Origin of the sequence: Adlercreutzia rubneri, assembly GCF_009755265.1 — a bacterium.
In the GTDB taxonomy this organism is placed as follows: domain Bacteria; phylum Actinomycetota; class Coriobacteriia; order Coriobacteriales; family Eggerthellaceae; genus Adlercreutzia; species Adlercreutzia rubneri.
On record NZ_WPOO01000013.1, the window covers coordinates 58,644 to 78,098 of the forward strand.

14 protein-coding genes are annotated in these 19,455 nt (G+C 53.8%); 10 read left to right on the forward strand and 4 right to left on the reverse strand.

Going from position 1 to position 19,455, the window contains the following annotated elements; all coding sequences use genetic code 11:
• Window positions 1–13: 13 nt before the first annotated feature.
• From GO707_RS08220 to GO707_RS08235, 4 genes are all read right to left on the reverse strand, one after another.
• Window positions 14–3,334: a glycosyltransferase gene (locus tag GO707_RS08220; protein WP_157012752.1), complete on the reverse strand. Its 3,321-nt coding sequence runs from the start codon at window positions 3,332–3,334 to the stop codon at window positions 14–16.
• Window positions 3,335–3,439: 105 nt separating this feature from the next.
• Complete coding sequence (locus GO707_RS08225; RefSeq protein ID WP_157012753.1) at window positions 3,440–4,588, reverse strand: hypothetical protein; 1,149 nt, start codon at window positions 4,586–4,588, stop codon at window positions 3,440–3,442.
• Between the two features lie 197 nt (window positions 4,589–4,785).
• A complete protein-coding gene (locus tag GO707_RS08230) occupies window positions 4,786–5,991 on the reverse strand; it encodes a glycosyltransferase family 2 protein (RefSeq protein WP_157012754.1) in 1,206 nt (401 codons plus the stop codon).
• 57 nt (window positions 5,992–6,048) lie between these two features.
• Complete coding sequence (locus GO707_RS08235; protein WP_157012755.1) at window positions 6,049–7,575, reverse strand: MBOAT family O-acyltransferase; 1,527 nt, start codon at window positions 7,573–7,575, stop codon at window positions 6,049–6,051.
• Between the two features lie 146 nt (window positions 7,576–7,721).
• Between GO707_RS08235 and GO707_RS08240 the strand changes: the two genes are divergently transcribed.
• The 10 genes from GO707_RS08240 to GO707_RS08285 all read left to right on the forward strand — a co-directional run bounded on the left by GO707_RS08240 (window position 7,722) and on the right by GO707_RS08285 (window position 19,449).
• Window positions 7,722–8,960, forward strand: a complete 1,239-nt coding sequence (locus tag GO707_RS08240; RefSeq protein ID WP_198161050.1) for an O-antigen ligase family protein — start codon at window positions 7,722–7,724, stop codon at window positions 8,958–8,960.
• 190 nt (window positions 8,961–9,150) lie between these two features.
• The gene (locus GO707_RS08245) at window positions 9,151–10,230 is read left to right on the forward strand and encodes a hypothetical protein (RefSeq protein ID WP_157012757.1); all 1,080 of its coding nucleotides are present in this window, start codon (window positions 9,151–9,153) and stop codon (window positions 10,228–10,230) included.
• Entirely contained in the window at window positions 10,227–12,107 is a 1,881-nt protein-coding gene (locus tag GO707_RS08250; protein WP_335878772.1) for a polysaccharide biosynthesis protein, read from the forward strand. The genes GO707_RS08245 and GO707_RS08250 overlap by 4 nt, the downstream gene beginning before the upstream one ends.
• 15 nt (window positions 12,108–12,122) lie before the next feature.
• A complete protein-coding gene (locus tag GO707_RS08255; RefSeq protein ID WP_198161051.1) occupies window positions 12,123–13,337 on the forward strand; it encodes a DegT/DnrJ/EryC1/StrS family aminotransferase in 1,215 nt (404 codons plus the stop codon).
• Window positions 13,334–14,029 carry a sugar transferase gene (locus GO707_RS08260; protein ID WP_198161052.1) on the forward strand — a complete coding sequence of 232 codons (696 nt, stop codon included), beginning with the start codon at window positions 13,334–13,336 and terminating at the stop codon, window positions 14,027–14,029. Before GO707_RS08255 ends, GO707_RS08260 begins: the two co-directional genes overlap by 4 nt.
• Window positions 14,030–15,298, forward strand: coding sequence for a glycosyltransferase family 4 protein (locus GO707_RS08265; protein ID WP_157012758.1), 1,269 nt, complete (start codon window positions 14,030–14,032; stop codon window positions 15,296–15,298).
• Entirely contained in the window at window positions 15,295–16,611 is a 1,317-nt protein-coding gene (locus GO707_RS08270; RefSeq protein WP_302403767.1) for a nucleotide sugar dehydrogenase, read from the forward strand. The genes GO707_RS08265 and GO707_RS08270 overlap by 4 nt, the downstream gene beginning before the upstream one ends.
• A 44-nt stretch (window positions 16,612–16,655) precedes the next feature.
• Window positions 16,656–17,732 carry a Gfo/Idh/MocA family protein gene (locus tag GO707_RS08275; protein WP_157012759.1) on the forward strand — a complete coding sequence of 359 codons (1,077 nt, stop codon included), beginning with the start codon at window positions 16,656–16,658 and terminating at the stop codon, window positions 17,730–17,732.
• The gene (locus GO707_RS12760) at window positions 17,732–18,301 is read left to right on the forward strand and encodes an acyltransferase (protein WP_302403766.1); all 570 of its coding nucleotides are present in this window, start codon (window positions 17,732–17,734) and stop codon (window positions 18,299–18,301) included. The genes GO707_RS08275 and GO707_RS12760 overlap by 1 nt, the downstream gene beginning before the upstream one ends.
• Entirely contained in the window at window positions 18,301–19,449 is a 1,149-nt protein-coding gene (locus tag GO707_RS08285) for a DegT/DnrJ/EryC1/StrS family aminotransferase (RefSeq protein WP_157012760.1), read from the forward strand. Before GO707_RS12760 ends, GO707_RS08285 begins: the two co-directional genes overlap by 1 nt.
• Window positions 19,450–19,455: the final 6 nt, after the last annotated feature.

The window sequence follows — 19,455 nt, forward strand, 5'->3', positions numbered from 1 at the left end:
CTCGAGCCGAGCATTAAGCGGTAGCTATTTGATTTGCGAAGAAGTCTTTATGCAGTTGATGGATTATTCGGGCGGTTTCCTCGAGCGTGTAGCAAAAACGTGCGACTTGTTGGGCATCTACTGACATTTTGTGGGTAGGAGCGGAGTTGTCTATCACGTCCTCGATGGCGCTCTCGATTGTTGCGAGATTGGTTTCCGCCAAGATGCAGCCCGTCGCACCATTCTCGATAATCTCGCTACAGGGATTGTTTGCTGCGCAGAGAAGAGGCACTCCGGCCATCATGGCGCCAACGCCGGTGCTTACGGAGAGGTCTTCGTCCGAGATCATGAGGGCGATATCGCTGCAGTGCCAGAGCTCTGGCATGTCGCTGCGGCTACCGAACACTCCAACTGAGCCCGAAAGCTCCTTTTCCGCGATAGTGCTCTGAAGAATTACCATAGCATTATCGTCGAGTCTTTCCGCAATGATAGCGATGCTACAGGTTGTGCCAGATCGCTTCTGCGTTAGCTCACTAACAGCGGCAAGGGCGGAGGATAAGATTTCTGCGGCGCTTTTCGTCAGTGCCTCGACGCAGAATACCGCTCTGAGATGATCGAGGTTCGTGCGTCCGTGGAGGGAATAGAATTTATGGGGCTCGGCGCCGTCGTAGATGACTTGCGCGGAAACACGGGGGCATCTATTTGAGAGCGTACGTGCGGCAGTGTCAGATGCAGCATATATTGCGCCAACCCGGCTAAGCGCATCGGTTATGATTTCGTCGCTCATTGCTCCTGTTCTTATTGACGAGCGAAGATGGAAAATGCTGGGAACGTTCGCAGCGGCTGCTGCTAATGCCCCGTAAAGGCCATCGTAGTTGATGCAGTGCACTATATCGAAATGCTCTTCCTCGATGTATTTTGCAAGCTTGGCTAGAACCTTGCGATCGAAGGCGAATGTGGGTTCCTTCTTGATCGGTGCCGTGTTGCCATCGGTGGTGCGAGGGGCCTCTTTGAAGATGGGGAAGATGCGGTAGGGAACGCGTTCGGTGTTCAGTACGACTTCTAAAGCTCCCTTTTCCGGTATGACGACGGTGCTCTTCTCACCGAGCTCGGTTAAGATTCTCGCCAGTATCACGCACGACTGCATCTCGGAGGAGCATTCTGCGCTGTCGAGTACGATAAGTGTTTTGGGACTCGTTTTAGACACGAGGTGAGGCGTCTCCTGCGTCCTTTTTCCTCCGAGTTGGGTGAGTCTTTTGGCAGAAGAGCGAAGTTGACGCAAACGTGCGGACAAGTTGCGTGCTGTTTTTACCGCACGCCCTGCCTTGGTCGCCTCGTTGAGCTCTCTTTGCAGGCGATTTCCCCGTCTCTCGTAAGATATGCGCAGCTCGTCGGGACGAACGCCCCATCGAATTGCCGTGAGAAAGCGCTCCGCCTCCTTGCTGCAGCAGCGGAGCACCTCGTTTCTCTGAGCAGTGTTTGCATTGCGATAATCTACTCGGCAAAGCCTCGCCCACTCATTGCAAAATGCATCAAGCGCATGCCATACGAGGTAGTCGTCATCGCGGGATTCAAGCAGGTTCTGCAGTGTTCCCAAGCCCTCTAACCTGCTTAGAATCTTCTTGGCAGGTTCAACAGGTTTGTCGATAGGGTAATCGGTGATTCTGCGAATGTAGGTTCCTCTGTTGGAGCAGCCGGCACGATTCGCGAGAAGAATAAGTTGCAAGGCGAGAAGATGATCGTTAAGCTCGGTGTAACGTGACGGAATCGCAGCTTTCTTCAAGAGCTCCTTCGAGAACACCATGGACCAGATTTCATCGTGAAAGTCATCCGCTTCTTCCATTTCGGCGAAAAGCAATTCGCCGGTGGAGATCGAGGGATAGAGGCGATGTGAGGCAAAGGGGTTTCCCTTTTTTTGATATTTCTTTTCCACAAAAGGAGTTTCGTAATATGCACGTACTCCATGAACGACAAGATCGAGGTCATAGTCGTTCAGCTGGTCGGAAATTGAGGCAAGGGCGTCGCTCTCCAAGCGATCTGACGGCATGAGAAGCTGGATGAAGTTTCCGCTTGCTTGGCGAGAAGCCGCAATGATGGCATCGTAAGCTGTCGCTCCGTGCAATCTGAGCAAAGTTGTATTGTTTCTCGACGCGTATTCTGAAGCAAGCGGAAAAGAGCCGTCGGATGAACCGGTGTCGACGAGGACGACTTCGTATTCTTTACAGGTCTGGCTCTCTATGCTTTCGAGGCACTCGGGAAGATGCCGTTCGTTATTGGCGAAGGGAACGATGATAGTGAAGAGATTGCTTTCTTCAAGCCCGCTATCTTTCTGCGGGATAAGCACGATAGGGGTTTGCTGATCCTGGGAAGGACCGGAATCTGAAGAGCTGCTATCTACTCCTGCGATAGCGAGATACTCCTCACGAGAGGCGTCGTCGAAGAGATGTGCGTCGAAACGGTTCAATTCGATGTCTCGAAGGAAATCTCCGCGCATCCTATCTAGGAAAGATAGCTTCAAGGCGGCGCTTACGCGTCCGATATTCCAGAGATACGTCTTGTATCTGAGAGCGCAGAGGATATGGTAAAACAGGCCATCCGAATTTCGACTGTCCAGGAACTCTTCGCACTCGTCCATCTCGTCGCAAACAGCGAAGACCTTTGCCCGAGAATTCGAAGACGAGAAGGCGCTGTCCAGGCGATAGTGTATTACCGGGGTCTCCGTAGCCATGGCGCGCTCAGCCGAGACCCAAACTTTGAAGGCAAAAGAGGTGTCCTGGTATGAGGCTCCAGGCGTCTCGTTGAACCGTATGTTGTTCTTTAGCAGGAAGTCTCGCTTATAGATTCCCGTCCAGATGCTAGGGTTCATCCAGAAACAGCGAGGATAGTCCTTTGGTGTGAAAACGGTGTCGAAGGGAACTTGAGGAAGCCATGTGGGGCAATGTCGATCAACCTTGGTGATTGCGTTGAAGAACGACTCTTTAGTCTCGGAAAACTGAAGGTAGCAACCTTTGACAATGTCCAAATTGCTCTTGGTGGCCAGTGCATATAGCTTTTCCCAAGCATGCTCGCAGACATAATCGTCGGATTCGAGGATGCCAACGTATGTGCCAGTTGCCGCATCAAGCCCATCGTTCATTGCGGCCCCATAGCCGGCATTGGGCTTGTCTATTACCTTAACCCTGCTGTCCTGCTTTTCGTACTTGTGCAGAATCTCGAGCGATCCATCGGTTGAGCCGTCGTTGATACAGATTATTTCTACGTCTTGAAATGACTGGCGCAAAGCGCTGTCGAGGCAGTCGGCGAGATAGTTCTCGACATTGCAGACAGGCATAATAATTGACAGTTTTGGACTCATGTGGAACTCCTCAAGTTGTTTTTCTGTGCGCAGGCATTGGCCCTTAGTGCACTAATGCTTCTAAGGTGCAAATGAAGTATCAAGAATCAAGGGCGATGTGGAAGTCTAACTTGCATCCTCTCCTTCATTTTCCGTTTCGAAAAAATATGGATTTCTAGAGTTGAACGAAATATAATTGGCTGGATGCGCAATGAAATACACATCAGGATCGGAAGATGATCCGCCGCATAATTCGGTGAGCCTGTCTTCAGTTGTTGTGGAAGCGTGGAGTGCCGTCGTGACGGAAACCCTGTCGTAGCTTGTCGCTACTGGCCGCAGAAGTGCGCCACCAAAGGAGTCGCAAATGATTACTGCATTGCCATCGCCCGGTTTTGCCGTGTTACTAATGGAAGACGCGAAATTGTAATATAAGTCATAGAATTGGAAATGACGGTTAAGCCAATTTGCTTCGTAATAGGCAGGATGCTCTTCTCCGGAGAGTGTTTCCCCGTTCGAGTCGAACACTATCGACTCGAACGGATCCGCAAAGTCGAAAGGGGTATCCTCAATCAAGCAGAGTGAGCTTCTGGCGAAGGCGCCCGAATATGGAGGACCATCAATCGTGCGGTAGGATATCTCCTCAAAAGTGCTGCTTGGCATAGGTCGACTCAATAAAAGCTTGGACGCTTTGAACGCGCCGCGAGCATTCCAATGATGGTCGCTCTTGAAAAAGTCATCATAGTAGACGATCGGATCTACGTAGCTATTGTCGATTATCCGGACGTTCTGGCATCCGGATAATCTTGATTTCATATAACTGGAGACATCGCTGGTAGTTGCCTTTGCTTGGACGTATTGCATTGCGGGGTTTGAGGCGGACGTCGATGACATGTCGACGAGGAAGATGGTAATAGACTGATTCGGATTGTTTTGGGAATATGACTCAATACTGTCGCAGAAGTGGTTATAGTCCTGTAGGCTTGCCGTGGAAAGAGAAGGAATTTGCCCCAGCGCTTTAAGGGCGGGACAATAGATATAAGAACTTCCATAATAGGTTGGGTAGCAGTCCCAACCGAAGAGCTCGTTCGATAAGCTAATAGCTGAACGTTGGAGTGTTGCGTTGGCAATGAGCGCGCTGCCTTTCATCGGAATATGGTTGCCCGCCGCCGTTTCGACGGCTTCTTGAAGAGCTTTGGATCCGAAGCCGGACAGCGAAAGATTGCCGCGGACGTCAGCTTTGGCCGTCCCCCCCGATAAATAAGCAGCTTCATCCATGGTGAACCAAGAGGGAAGCGTTATTCCGGTATGCTCTGCGAACCATAACCCAAAAGGTCCGCAGAGCATAATAAATAGCACAAGCGAAAAGCATACATTTCTCAGGTGTTGCATGATTCGCGAAACTCCAATTCATGAAAGGAAAGATTATCGGCAGGATAACATAGCATGGGAGAGCGAACTACTACGAAACCGACTCACTTGTTTGCTATCCTTCTGAGTGCGCGAGGGATAGCTGTCAGCATATGCCCGACTCTAAATGAATGAGAGGAGCGGATGCGGTTGTTCTGCGTCTTGAGCTTCTTCACTTCGTTGTTGAGCCGGAGTATTTCCTCCTTGCGGGCATTTTGATTCTCGTAATCTAGGGTTTCGCCGATGAATGAAAACTCTTCACTGTGTAGGTAGTAACTGCGTGGAAACCCTAGCAGATCTAGTTTCCTGAACCACTCGTCTCTCAGGTGCCTGCGTATCTCATCGGCTTTGTTCCCAGGCGCGATGTCGACTTTCCATTTGCACATATATAGAGCGTAATTTGTGAACATCTGCGAAAAGTCAGCCCAGATGTTCATGGCGATGAGCTTGCTTTTCAGATCGTAGAGGGCGACGAAAGCGCATTCATACAAATCAATCATTGTTGTATCGGTTATAGAGCTGCCGTTGCTTCTACGACGGTAGTGATACAGCTCTTCGTCGAGGATTACTATTTTCGGCGAGGCAGCCATAGTAGCGTATACAAAAGACAGATCATCATGGGAACGGATCGTCTGAAAACGAAGATTATGCTTCTCGATGATTGATCTCCGTATCATTTTGTTCCCGATGTAGCCAATGACGTCTCGGAATAGATCGATTGCGCTCGCAGGGGGGAAGGGGGTGTTGGTTGCCAGATCGACATTTACCGCCCAAGGCATTGATCTGTACTCGCCTGTGTCTTCGTAGTAAGTGTCGATATAGGAAATCACCATGCCAACATCTGAATTCTCGAAGGGAAGGGCCATATGTTCTAACAGTACTGGCGAAAGAGTGTCATCAGAATCGATGCATATCATCAACTCGCCTTTCGCGTGGTCGATTCCTCTGTTTCTTGCGGATGCTCCCCCTGCGTTCTCCTGGTGAATGATCGAGACCCTCGGATCCCTCTGGAAAAAGGACTCTAAAAGCGAGAGGCTTCTATCGGTGGAACCGTCATCGACGAATATCACTTCATAATCTTCAAAAGTTTGATTTTCGAGCGAGGAGAAAAGATCGGGCAAGTACGCCTCGCTGTTGTATACGGGAACAATTATCGAAATATAGGGTATGTGTGACACGGTCGGCCTTTCGCTATGGGTTAATGCTCCGCGTTCTTTATTGTCTGCGTTTCTCGACACCTTGCCACGACCTATCATTCCATCGAATAACATCCGCCAGCGGATCGTTCATGAGTGCATCTTTTCTGCGTTGTGGGGGATTCAAAAGATCTAAAACTGGAAGTAAATCAACGGGTTGTACGAGCTGGAGACCACCGACATGCAGCTCAGGACGAAGACGGCCAGAAGGGCCACGTCGGCGAGCACGTTCACGGCGGTCACGGCGCGGGCGCGGCCAGCGGGCACGGGGCCCTCGCAGACCACCTGGCAGGGCGGCACGGCGGTGTTGCCCTTCTGCGGGGCGGCGACGATGGCGCGATGCGGGTCGCCCTCGGCCCAGGCCTGGATCTTCTTGCGCAGCCACGGCGCCCATGGCAGCGAACCCACGATAAAGATGGGCACGAGGCTCACGTAACTCCAAGACTGCAGCTCCCAGAGCGTGGAGGTGCCCAGCCACCCGTAGGCGCCGAACATGGCGCAGAACCACTCCCCCACGTTCGAAAGCCCCGTCACGGCGAACAGGAGCCACCCGAAGAAGAACAGCACGACGCACCAGATATGGCTCACGAACCGCGGCAGCCTATCGAGCGCCCTCATGACGAAGAACTTCTCCAGCAGGATGAGCACGCCCCAGTACAGGCCCCACAGAAGGAAGTTCCACGCGGCGCCGTGCCAGATGCCCGTCAGGCCCCACACGATCATGGTGTTCAGCACGAAGCGCGGCGTGCTCACGCGGTTGCCGCCGAGCGGGATGTACACGTAGTCGCGGAAGAAGCCGCCGAGCGACATGTGCCAGCGGCGCCAAAACTCCGTGGCCGACTTCGACGTGTAGGGGTAGTTGAAGTTGCGCGGGTACTCGAAGCCCATCATCTTGCCAAGGCCGATAGCCATGTCCGAGTAGCCGGAGAAGTCGAAGTAAATCTGGAAGGTGTAGGCGGCCACGCCCGAGAAGCAGCCGATAAAGCCGATCTCGGCCGCCTCGCGGGGCAGCAGCGAGTCGGCCAGCACGCCGGCGGTGTTGGCGAGCAGCACCTTCTTGCCCAAGCCCACGCAGAACAGCCGCAGGCCCTGAGCGAAGCCCTCCAGCGTGGCGCGGCGGTTATCGATCTCGTGCTCGATGTCGGCGTAGCGCACGATGGGGCCAGCCACCAGCTGCGGGAACATGGCGATGTACATGCCGAGGTACAGCGGGTTCTTTTGCACCTTCACCTCGCCGCGATAGACATCCACCACGTAGGTGATGGCCTGCAGGGTGAAGAACGAGATGCCGATAGGCAGCGCCAGGTTCAACTCGGCGATGAACTCCTCGCCGATGGCGCGGTTGATGTTCTCGGCCAGAAAGCCCTGGTACTTGTAGAACCCGAGCACGAGCAGGTTGGCCGCGAGCGCCGCCACGAGCCAGAACCGCTTCGGTGCCGTCTTGCCCTCGCCGCACTTGCCGATAATGAAGGCGAACAGCCAGTTGAAGCAGATGGAGGCCACCATGAGCCACACGTACACCGGCTCGCCCCAAGCGTAGAACAAAAGCGAGAACAGCAGCAGGACCACGTTCTTCGCCGGCCGCCACGGCATGGCGAAGTAAACCGCCAAGAACAGCGGCAGAAATGCGAACAGGAATATCGTGCTGGAAAAGACCATGATGCGATCTTAGCAGAAAGTCTTATGCCTTTGCCATGCCATCTGTCACTGGCCGTTCTCGGGCAATATAAGTCGTTGGATGAACATGAAGAGGGGATGCTACAATAGCCGCTGATACAGGCCAATAGTCTATGAAAGGCATAAGGGTGGGCAGATTGGAGTTATGCGAAGCACGCGCTTTTGTGATCGATGCGATCCTCCGTGCAAACGGTATTCTACTGACAACTCTTGTCGCGTTGGCCGCTCTTTTCCTCATTCCTTCGAATTCGACCTTCCTCTATTACTGGCAAGGTGGATTGTTCCTGGAGGGATTTGAGGTGGTGCGATGGATTATTATCTTGTTTATTGGCTCCTTCTATTTCTTTTCGCGCGATGGGTCTAGAGACGCCTTTGTCCTAATTACTCTCGCCCTTGTTCTGGCTGCTCTTTTACCCACGCTACTATACGAGGGTAGCAAAGAATTGTGGGCTCATAATTGGTTAGCGTATGTGGCGGTGGTGATGCTTGTATCGATGCTAGTTCACCGACGCCCAAAGGAATTATTGGCTGGTGTCCTTCTTGCCGCCTGCGGTCTGTCTGTATGCAACGTTGTCTCCATGGTGTTGTTTCCGGGGGGCGTTTATGCGGCTGAGTTTTATTTTTATGACAACAGGAATGCTGCTTATCAGATCAGTTTTCTTTCTCTAGCGTGCTCTTTGCTTTTAGATTACGCGTTCCGCAAAAGGTTTTCTTTGCGCTCCCTCATGGTGTTTGTTGTTGTGATTGCGCAGACCCTTCTCTCCGGATCCGCAACAACCTCGCTAGCCATGCTTTTTCTTGTAGCCTCCCTTCTCGTTATTCAAAAAAAGAGAATGCGGGGTTTCTTCAATGGCCTAACGATGCTAGTGGGATCGGGCATACTGTTCTTGCTTGTTGTTGTGGTGAGGATCGAAAATCATATGGGCCCTTTTATAGCGGGCGTTTTCGGAAAAAGCATTACCTTTTCCGGTCGCACGCCAATCTGGGATCTTGCGTTTACTCTGCTCGATGGGCAGCATGTTGTTTTTGGCTATGGCGTTTCGGGCAATGAGTATCTGATTATCAATCAAGCTCACTATTATCATACGCACAATATCTATTTAGATGTCTTGTTTACATCGGGTCTTATTGGCCTAATACTAATGCTATGTCTTCTTGGTTTGACGGCAATAAGGCTTTATAAGTGTCGGCATAATATTTCGGTTGCAGTTCTATCTTCCTTTTTTGGTGCCTACTTAATGGTGGGCACCATGGAGCCAATGACGAATGTATCCTTCTTTCTATTCATTTCTTTGGCCTATTACTGGTCGAAGAGAAGCAGATTGACCCATGCTAACGGAATCTCGGTGAGGTATAGAAATGCATAAAGGCTGAATTGCGAAGCAAGCGAGCGTCATGCGAGGTGCGCGCGTTTCCTGTTGGCCGCATAATCTTTTGCAGGGTCACCCTTTCGTTGAACAAATTATTGTTTCCCTGTTTGAGCTTGGCTGGCTCTTTGCGCTGATGGGGAAGTCGTTTATACTTGGAATGTTTTTCGTATACTGAAATGAGGCTGTTTTGACATTGCAAGATTTGTGGCTCATGATCAAGCATTATTCTAGATGGGTTGTTCTGGTTCCTATCATATGTGGCGTTCTGGCGGGTGGCGCCGGCGCTCTTTTGGGCATGGTCAATGGATCTGTACACACCGCCGCTTCCACGCTCACAGTCATCGATCCTACGGGTTTGGTGAGCTCGACAAGTCTTGCAAATCTTGTAAACGTGTTCGCGCAAGATCAAGCAGAGCTAGAGAGCGGTGGCGATAGCGGAGTTACCGTTAAAACCGAAGTCGACTCTTCAACTCAATCGATTAAGTTTGAGGTGGCGGCACCTAGCGAGCAAGCGTCTTTGGATGTCGCAAATCGTCTCGCAGAGAGGACAGCGGATGCGGCGCAGAGTGCCCTGGTCGAACAGGGCACCGCATACATGGAGGCTGTAGACGAGATGGGCAGCCAACCTCTCACCGAAGAGGGTACTTACATAAACGCGGGCGCAACAGCCGATGAGAGGGCTGCTGCTTTGCGCTCATGTTTCTTCTCGGTATCTTCGGCGACAAAAGTTGAAGCGGGCGGTATGGTATCGCTTTTTGTCAAGTACTTAACCATTGGCGTTCTTGGCGGTCTGTTTCTAGTTGTTTGCTCCTTGATTTTGGTTGACTCTGTGAAACGCCCAATGAAAAGCAGCAAAGACATTGAGACTGTGACCGATCTCCCGGTTTGGGCGGTATCGGATAACCGACAAGCGGGCAAGCGGCTGTGGATGAATATTCAGTTTGCTGCGAAAAGCCACATTGAGTCAATTTGCTTGCTACCTGTGTCGGGTGGTAAGCAAATGGGAATCAAAGAGGCTATCTCGGAAGCCATGAGTGAAGAGCCGTCTGGCGACATGGGTGATTCTAGCATTCGTATTGAGGCATGCGATTCGATAGAGAAGAGCATCGTTGGAGCGCGTGTCGCGAAAGAAGCAAGCGTAACCATTGTGACGGCTGTCTGCTGGAAAGACTCGGAACCCGCTCTCTGTGGTGTCCTTGAAGAGCTGCAATTGGCGTCAGCGAATGTGGTAGGTATCGTTCTTCTTTCGGGAGAGGAAGCGATGTGACAGCTAAGCTGATAAGGGGACGAGGGATAAGGCGTGTCCTCGTCAGGTCGCTTCCACTCGTGGTGCTCGATGTCGCTGCGACGGTTGTAGCATTTCTGATTGCTGCATGGGGCACGAAAGCGGGAGAGATCGATCTGGCGTCGCCTTTCTTTATGGGGCAGATGGCGCTGCTCTCTCTTGTTAATGTGGCTGTATTCGGTGTCTTTCGCATGTACAACAGCCTTTGGGAGTATGCGAGCGTGGACGACGCGGCGCGCATTGTGCTTGCGACTGCAGTGGGCTCGGTAATCGGCGACGTGCTCGGTGCTCTTGTATTCGATGCGCGCATGCCGTTTCGCGTGTACATTTGCGCTTGGGCGATTTTGCTGGTGATTTGCGGCATGGCGCGTTTTGCCATACGTGTGAATTCTAAAGGACGGAGCTGGTCCTTCCTGGGTGCCGAGTCTCCGGGGCAGGCCCGCACGCTTATTGTGGGTGCGGGCGAGAGCGGGTCGCTTGTTGTCAGCCGTATGCTTGCTGGTAGCGATGAAATTGTTGGTTGTCCCGTTGGCTATGTGGATGACAGCAAAAGGAAAATCGGTCGGCGCATTCATGGTGTGAAAGTTCTCGGAGACTGTGGGGATATTCCGCGCATTTGCAAGCAACAGTCCATCGAGCAGATTGTGGTGGCCATTCCCTCAGGAACGCAAAAGCAGAAGCGCCGCGTGTACGATTTGTGCATGGAGACGGGCTGCAAGGTACTCACTCTTCCGGAAAAAGTAAAGGATATTCCCGAGGAGCAGCTCAGTAAGGTTCCCATTCGCGATGTGGAGGTGTCCGACCTTCTCGCACGCGAAGAGGTGGCCCTTGACGAGGGTCTTGTCGGCACCTATCTCAAGGGCGCTACCGTGCTCGTTACGGGTGGTGGAGGCTCTATTGGCAGCGAGCTTGTGCGTCAGTTGCTTCCGGCTAAGCCGGCCAAGATCATACTCTTCGACATCTACGAAAACACGGTCTACGAGCTCTATCATGAAATAGCAGGGAAGGCCCGAGAGGCCGGGATCGAGATCGTTACGGAAATAGGCTCCATTACTCATATGCCAGCCTTAGAAGAGGTTTTCGATCGCCACAATCCGCATGTTGTTTTTCACGCTGCAGCACACAAGCATGTGCCCCTTATGGAGTCGAATCCGCGTGAGGCCATCGAGAACAATGTGTTCGGCACGCTGAATGTAGTGCGCATGGCTCATGAGCGCGGTTGTTCCCACTTCATTCTCATCTCGACCGACAAAGCGGTTAATCCGGCAAATGTCATGGGTGCCACCAAGCGCATGTGCGAAATGATCGTGCAGCACTATGCCCAGGTTTCCAAGACTGTGCTTGCCTCGGTGCGATTCGGCAATGTGTTGGGCTCGCACGGTTCGGTCATCCCCTTGTTCAAACGCCAATTGAAGGCGGGCGGCCCCATTACGCTGACTCATCAAGATATCACTCGCTACTTCATGACCATCCCGGAGGCCGCGCGGCTTGTTATCACGGCTGGAGCTCTCGCCGAGGGTGGTGAGATTTTCGTTCTCGATATGGGTGAGCCGGTCCGTATCTACGATTTGGCAGAGAATCTGATTCGCCTTTCGGGCCTTACGGTGGGCGAGGATATCGAGATCAAGGTAACGGGGTTGCGTCCAGGCGAGAAATTGTACGAAGAGCTGAATATGGATGACGAGCCGACTGTCCCTACGGCCAACGGAGCTATTACGGTTATCAAGGGCGTGCGTCCGGAAGTAGCCGACGTACGGGTTCGGTTGGATGAGCTCGGGGCTGCGTTGCCGCTTGAGCGCGATGAAATAAAGCGTGTGCTCCAAAAAGCGGTACCCACTTACACGCCCGAGTTTCAATAGTACAGGAGTGGCATTATGGCTAGCAAAATGAATATACCGTTTTCGCCTCCCGATATCACGCAAGAAGAAATCGATGAGGTGGCAGAGGCGCTTCGCTCGGGTTGGATTACAACGGGTCCCCGGGTAAAGGAGCTCGAGCGACAGCTGGCTGAGTATTTGGGAGTAAAGCGGTGCGTGTGCCTTAACTCCCAAACAGCCTGTGCGGAAATGGCGCTGCGTGTTCTTGGCGTGGGGCCGGGAGACGAAGTGATCGTGCCGGCATATACATATACGGCAAGCGCTTCGGTTATCTGCCACGTTGGTGCCACGCCGGTTATGGTCGACTGTGCCTCCGATTCGCTCGAGATGGACTATGATGCTATGGCTCATGCCATAACCGAGCGAACCAAGGCAGTTATTCCCGTTGACTTGGGCGGTGTGCCGTGCGATTACGATACCATTTTCGCGGCGCTTGAGGCTAAGCGCGACTTGTTTCATCCGGCCTCCGATATTCAAGAGACTCTTGGTCGGGTGGCGGTGTGCGAGGACGCCGCCCATGCGTTGGGTTCCACCTACCATGGGCGCATGATCGGCTCCATTGCCGATTTCACGTCCTTTTCCTTCCATGCGGTCAAGAACTTTACGACGGCGGAAGGTGGTTGCCTTACCTGGAACCTGCCGAGCGAGATCTCCGATGAGGGGATATATCGGAAGGTGCAGTTGCTCTCGCTGCATGGGCAATCAAAGGATGCACTCGCTAAAACGAAGTTGGGAGCCTGGGAATACGATGTGCTCGGTCCTTGGTATAAGTGCAATATGACTGATATCCAAGCGGCGCTAGGACTGGTGCAATTGAAGCGCTATCAGGGAATGCTGGATCGTCGCAAAGAGCTGATCTCCCTATACGATAGTTACCTCACCCCTCTCGGCGTAGCGCCTCTTCCGCACTATGGCGACGATTACACCTCCTCGGGCCACTTGTATATTTGCCGCGTGCCGCATATATCGCCCGAGCAGCGCAATGAGATCATCGAGGCGATGGCTGAATGCGGGGTAGCTACCAACGTCCATTACAAGCCTCTGCCGATGATGACGGCCTATAAAGATCTTGGGTTCGATATTGCCGACTACCCGAATGCCTATGCCCGATTTGCCAATGAGATTACGCTGCCCCTGCATACGTGTCTCACTGACGAAGAGGCTCGCTATGTTGCCTCGTCTTTTGCGGAGATTGTCGAGGGCGTGCGGTGAGGCTTGTCGCTTGGGATGCGCTGCCCGAAGAAATGAGAAACGAATGGGTGCGGCCCTATTACGAGGCGCTTGCCAAAAAGAGGGTGCAGCTGGTTGGCAAGCGCTGCTTCGACGTTGCTCTGTCGACCATTCTGCTGGTTCTGCTTAGCCCTGCGTTTCTGGTTCTGGCCATTGCCGTTAAGCTGGATTCGCCCGGACCGGTTTTCTACCGGCAGGAACGTGTCACGCAGTATGGGAAGCGATTCCGTATCTTCAAGTTTCGCACTATGTGCGACCGAGCCGACCAGATGGGGAGCGCGGTGACCACAGGCGGTGACGCCCGGGTGACGCGTGTCGGCGCTAAAATCCGCGATTATCGTCTTGACGAGATCAGCCAGCTGATCGACATTCTGCGGGGGACTATGACGTTTGTGGGCACGCGCCCGGAAGTGCCCCGCTACGTGGAGGGCTACACGCCCGAAATGATGGCGACACTGCTGCTACCTGCGGGTGTTACTTCCACGGCGAGCATCCAGTTCAAGGATGAAGCTGATCTGCTGAATGGGGCCGATGACGTGGATAAAGTTTATGTGGAAGAGATTTTGCCCCTGAAAATGGAATACAATTTGCAGGATGTAAAGAAATTCAGTCTGCCGCGAGATCTGCGCATTATGCTCACGACGGTAGGCGCCGTAACGAATCGAGGAGAATAATTGCCCGCGAAAACGATCTGGCTGATCATGATGGACATCTGCTTGCCCGAGCATGGTCCGCATAACCGCCATTTTTGGTTTGCGAAACACCTGAAAGAGCGTGGTTATAATCCCGTTGTTTTTGTGGCGAGTCGGGAACGGGGAAATGCTCTCCAGATGATAGAGGACGATGCTCCGTTTAAAGTGGACGACTCTTACGGCTTCCCTTTTGTCTACATCCGTATCAAGGATTACGGCGAGAGCATGAAGAAGCGCGTTCTCGCTATCTTTGAATTTCACAAGCGTCTCAACAAGTATGCCGACACCTTTGCGGAGATGTTTGGGAAGCCCGATGTCATTCTCGGTTCGAACGGGTATCCGCTGTCTCCGTGGCTGGCCAACCGTCTGGCAAGGAAATATCATGCGGTCAGCATTTGTGAGGTGTGCGATCTGTGGCCGTTGTCGCTGGAGGTGTACGGCATTATCGGGCGTGGCGGGGCCATTGCAAAAGCCATGTACATGCTCGAACGCAAGAATTACGAGCATGCCGATGCCATTGTTTTCTCTATGGAAGGTGGTTCACGTTATATTGTAGACCGCGGCTGGGATATAGATCACGGCGGGAAGATTGATCTAGCCAAAGTTCACCACATCAACAACGGTGTCGACTTGGAGGCTTTCGATGCTAATCTTGCAAGAAGGGGTGTTGATCCGTCTGAGATAGCTTCAGATGGGGCTACCGTTGTATACGCTGGCTCGATGCAGAAGATCAACAACGTTGCGTACCTCGTTGACGTGGCTGCATGTCTTCGCGAAGAGCCGATCCGGTTCATTTTCTACGGAGACGGCGAGGATGCGGAGTTTTTGCGTAAAAAGGTATCGGAAGAGGGGCTGACAAACGTTTCTCTCCCGGGGGCGATCGACAAACGCGATATTCCCGCGGCTCTGCATGGAGCGACCTTGCTTCTGATGTATTCGTTGCCTGAGGACGAGATTGCGAAGTACGGGATGAGCCAAAACAAGTTGTTCGACTATCTTGCTAGCGGCCGTCCGGTGCTCTCCAATCTGCCCTCCGATTTTTCGGTGATCAACAGATACGATTGCGGCATCGAGGAGTCGTTTTCGGGGCCCGAGGATTTCGCTCGACGAATTGCGCAGATGCTGTCTGACGAGGATTCGTTGAAACGGTGGGGAGAGAATTCTCGCAGCACTGCCGAGTTATACTCTTTTGTCAGCCATACGAACCACCTCATTGAGATCATTGAGGACATTACCAAGGAGGAACAGTGAACAAGCAGGAGTTGTTGGACAAGATCGCCTCTCGCGATTTGGTGTGCGGCACCGTGGGTCTCGGCTACGTGGGCCTGCCCCTTGCCGTGGAGAAGGCCAAGGCCGGCTTCAAGACGGTGGGCATCGACGTGCAGGCCGAGAAGGTTGACATGGTCAATCGCGGCGAGAACTACATCGGTGATGTGGTGAACGAGGATCTGCAGCAGCTCGTGAACGATAATATGATCGAGGCTACCACTGATTTCTCCCGTATCGGTGAATGCGACTTCGTGGCTATCTGCGTACCCACTCCGCTTGACGTGCACCAGCAGCCCGACACCTCATATATGGAGTCTTCCGCCAAGGCTATTGCGCCCTACCTCAAAAAGGGTGTGATGGTGGTGCTGGAGTCTACCACCTATCCGGGTACTACCGAGGAACTTATCCGCCCCATCTTGGAAGAGGGCTCGGGTATGACTTGCGGTGAGGACTTCTACCTGGGCTTCAGTCCCGAGCGTGTGGATCCGGGCAACCTCATCTACAAGACTAAGAACACCCCCAAGGTGGTCGGCGCCATTGGTGAGGATGCGTTGGATTGCATCGCTGCTTTATATGAGTCGGTGCTCGAAGGTGGCGTGACCAAGGTGTCGAGCCCGGCCGTGGCCGAGATGGAGAAGATCCTGGAGAATACCTACCGCAATGTGAATATCGGTCTGGTGAACGAGATGGCCATGCTGTGCGATCGCATGGGCATCGATGTGTGGGAAGTTATCGATGCTGCCAAGACGAAGCCCTATGGGTTTACCGCATTTTATCCGGGTCCCGGCCTGGGCGGACACTGCATTCCGCTCGACCCCTACTACCTTTCCTGGAAGGCGCGCGAGTACGGGTTCCATACTTCGATGATCGAGTCCTCCATGATGGTGAATGATCAGATGCCCGAGTACTGCGTCGACCGTGCCGCTCGAGTGCTGAATGAGAGCGAGAAATCCCTCAAGGGCGCTGAGGTGCTGGTGCTCGGTGTGGCCTACAAGCAGGATATCGACGATTATCGTGAGAGCCCGGCCCTGCGCGTCATCGAGTGCCTGGAGAACCGCGGTGCGAACGTGATCTACTACGATCCGTGGGTGGCCGAGTACCGCTACAAGGGTGCGGTGAAGCAGTCTATCCCCGAGCTTACCGATGATGTGATCGAGAACGCCGATCTGGTCATGGTGACCTGTGCCCACACCAATGTAGATTACGATTTCGTGCAGAAGCACGCCCAGGCCATTTTCGATACGAAGAATGCCATGAAGGCCGTCGAGGCTCGCGACAACATCGAGGTGCTGTAGCTAGGCAAATGTGTCTGGTTTGGGCAAAGGCAGGAGATTGCAAAATGAAATGTGCCATTATCGGGTGCGGCCGTATTGCGGTCAACCATGTGAAAGCTGTTGCGAATAACGATCTCGATCTGGTTGCGCTGTGCGATATTGATGACTCGAAGTTCGACATCATGCTGGAGAAAGCTGGCTGCGGGGATTTTCCTGAGGCCGAGCGCTACGCCGACTACCATCAGATGCTCGAAGAGCATCCGGAGATCGAGCTGGTCGCCATCGCCACCGAGAGCGGCAAGCATGCCGCGATCGCGCTTGACTGCATCGATGCGGGGAAGAATCTGATCATCGAGAAGCCTATGGCCATGTCCATCGCCGATGCCGACGAGATCATTCGCTGTGCTGATGAAAAAGGCGTGAAGGTTTCCGCCTGCCATCAGAATCGCTTCAATGTGGCTATCCAGCAGCTTCGCGACGCTATCGAGGCCGATCGGTTCGGGAAGCTTTCCCACGGAAGCATCCATGTGCGCTGGAACCGCGGTAAGGGCTACTACGATCAGGCTCCCTGGCGCGGTACGTGGGAGCAGGACGGTGGCACGCTGATGAATCAGTGCATACACGGCATCGACCTTCTCCGCTGGATGATGGGGGAGGACGTAGTGGAGGTGTACGGCGCAACCCGCCAGCGCTTCCATGACTACCTTGAGGCCGAAGATGTGGGTGTTGCCGTGGTCAAGTTCGCTAATGGCGCAGTGGGCACCATCGAAGGTACGAGCAATGTGTACCCGAAGAACCTCGAAGAGACGCTCTATGTGTTCGGCGAGAACGGCACAGTAAAGATCGGCGGCACTTCGACCAACAATATCGACGTGTGGGACTTCGCCGACGAGACCGAAGCGGACGCTGCCAACAAGGGACTCGAGGAGCAGACTTCCAACGTGTACGGCAACGGGCACACGCTGCTCTATGCCGATATGGTAGACGCCATCCAGAATGACCGCGCCCCCTACGTGGACGCTGTTGCCGGCCGCAACGCGCTCGAGATGGTTCTCGCCATTTACAAGAGCCAGAAGACCGGAGAGCCGGTGGCGCTGCCCCTCAGTGATTTCGCAAGCACCGATATGGCGGGTGAATTCTAGTGGACGGCGTGTTCGTGCACGAAAGCTCTTATGTCGATGAGGGCGCCAAAATTGGCGAGGGGACTAAGATCTGGTACTTCTGTCACGTGCAGAGTGGCGCGGAGATTGGTTGCAACTGCAGTTTGGGCCAGAACGTGAATGTTGCCTCCAACGTCAAGATTGGCGATGGCGTGAAGATCCAGAACAACGTTTCGGTGTACGAGGGTGTCGAGTTGGCCGACTACGTGTTTTGCGGTCCTTCTTGTGTTTTCACGAACGATCTTACTCCTCGAGCGAAATATCCGAAGGGGAGTGCTGCCTATCGGCGCACTCCAGTTGGCGAAGGAGCTTCCATCGGCGCCAATGCCACTATTGTATGCGGTCACGAGATAGGATCCTGGGCGCTTATCGGCGCCGGGGCCGTAGTGGTTACCGACGTGCCTGCGCATGCGCTCATGCTGGGGGTTCCCGCCAAGCGTAAGGGCTGGGTTTGCGAATGCGGACAGCTCCTTGGCCAGGATCTGGTGTGCGGGGAATGCGGTCGCATGTACTGCGAGACCGATAGCGGTTTGAAAGAAGTGAATGCCTGATGCAGTTTCGAGATTTGGGAGCGCAATATAGGGCGCTCAAGCCTCAAATTGACGAGGCGATTCTTGCGGTAGTGGAAGAGGGGCGCTATATTTCCGGTCCTCAGGTTCGGGAATTGGAAGAGCGCTTGGCAGCGTATGTGGGCGTGAAGCATTGCGTTACGTGTGCCAATGGTACCGATGCCCTGCAGCTTGCCCTCATGGCCTGGGGCGTTGGGCCAGGGGATGCGGTATTCGTGCCGGACTTCACGTTCTTCTCAAGTGGCGAGGCAGTGGCCGCCGTTGGAGCGACGCCGGTGTTCGTTGATGTCGATGAGCGCACTTTCAACCTTGATCCTGCCAAATTGGAGGAAGCGGTTGTTGCAGTGCGCGACGCCGGTTCATTGAAGCCTGTGGCCGTGGTGGCGGTGGATCTGTTCGGGCTGCCGGCGGATTATCCTGCCATCAAGCCGATTTGCGAGAAGTATGGTTTGAAACTTCTGGAGGACGGCGCGCAAGGTTTCGGTGGCGCTATTGGCGATGAGCTTGCGTGTTCATTTGGCGATATCTCCACGACGAGCTTTTTTCCCGCAAAGCCGCTCGGTTGCTATGGCGATGGGGGTGCGGTGTTCACCGATGACGATGATTGGGCAGCCCTTATCCGCAGCTATGCCGTCCACGGAAAGGGAACCTTTAAGTACGACAACGTGCGCATCGGCATGAACAGCCGCCTTGACACCATTCAGGCCGCCGTGCTGCTGGCCAAGATGGATGCGTTTATCGGCGAGGAGATCGCTGCTGTCAACGAGGTCGCTCGCCGCTACGACGAGGCGCTCGCAGGCTCCGGCCTCGTGCTCCCGCGCGTGCCCGAGGACTATACGAGTTCATGGGCCCAGTACACCGCGCAACTGCCCAAAGGCGTTGATCGCACTGCTTTGCAAGATGCTCTCAAGGAGCGGGGTGTGCCCACCATGGTGTACTACCCCAAGCCCATGCACGAGCAGGGGGCCTTCGAGGGTACCTGCGTCGTCGCCCCCGGCGGCTGCTCAGTCACTGAGCGCTTGTGTGCCACCGTGCTGAGTCTGCCCATGGGGCCGTACGTGGGCGCGGAGGGTGTTGGCTTTGCATGCTCGGCGCTTCTCGCTTACGACAGTCTGGGTTTCGATGTTTAACAGGGA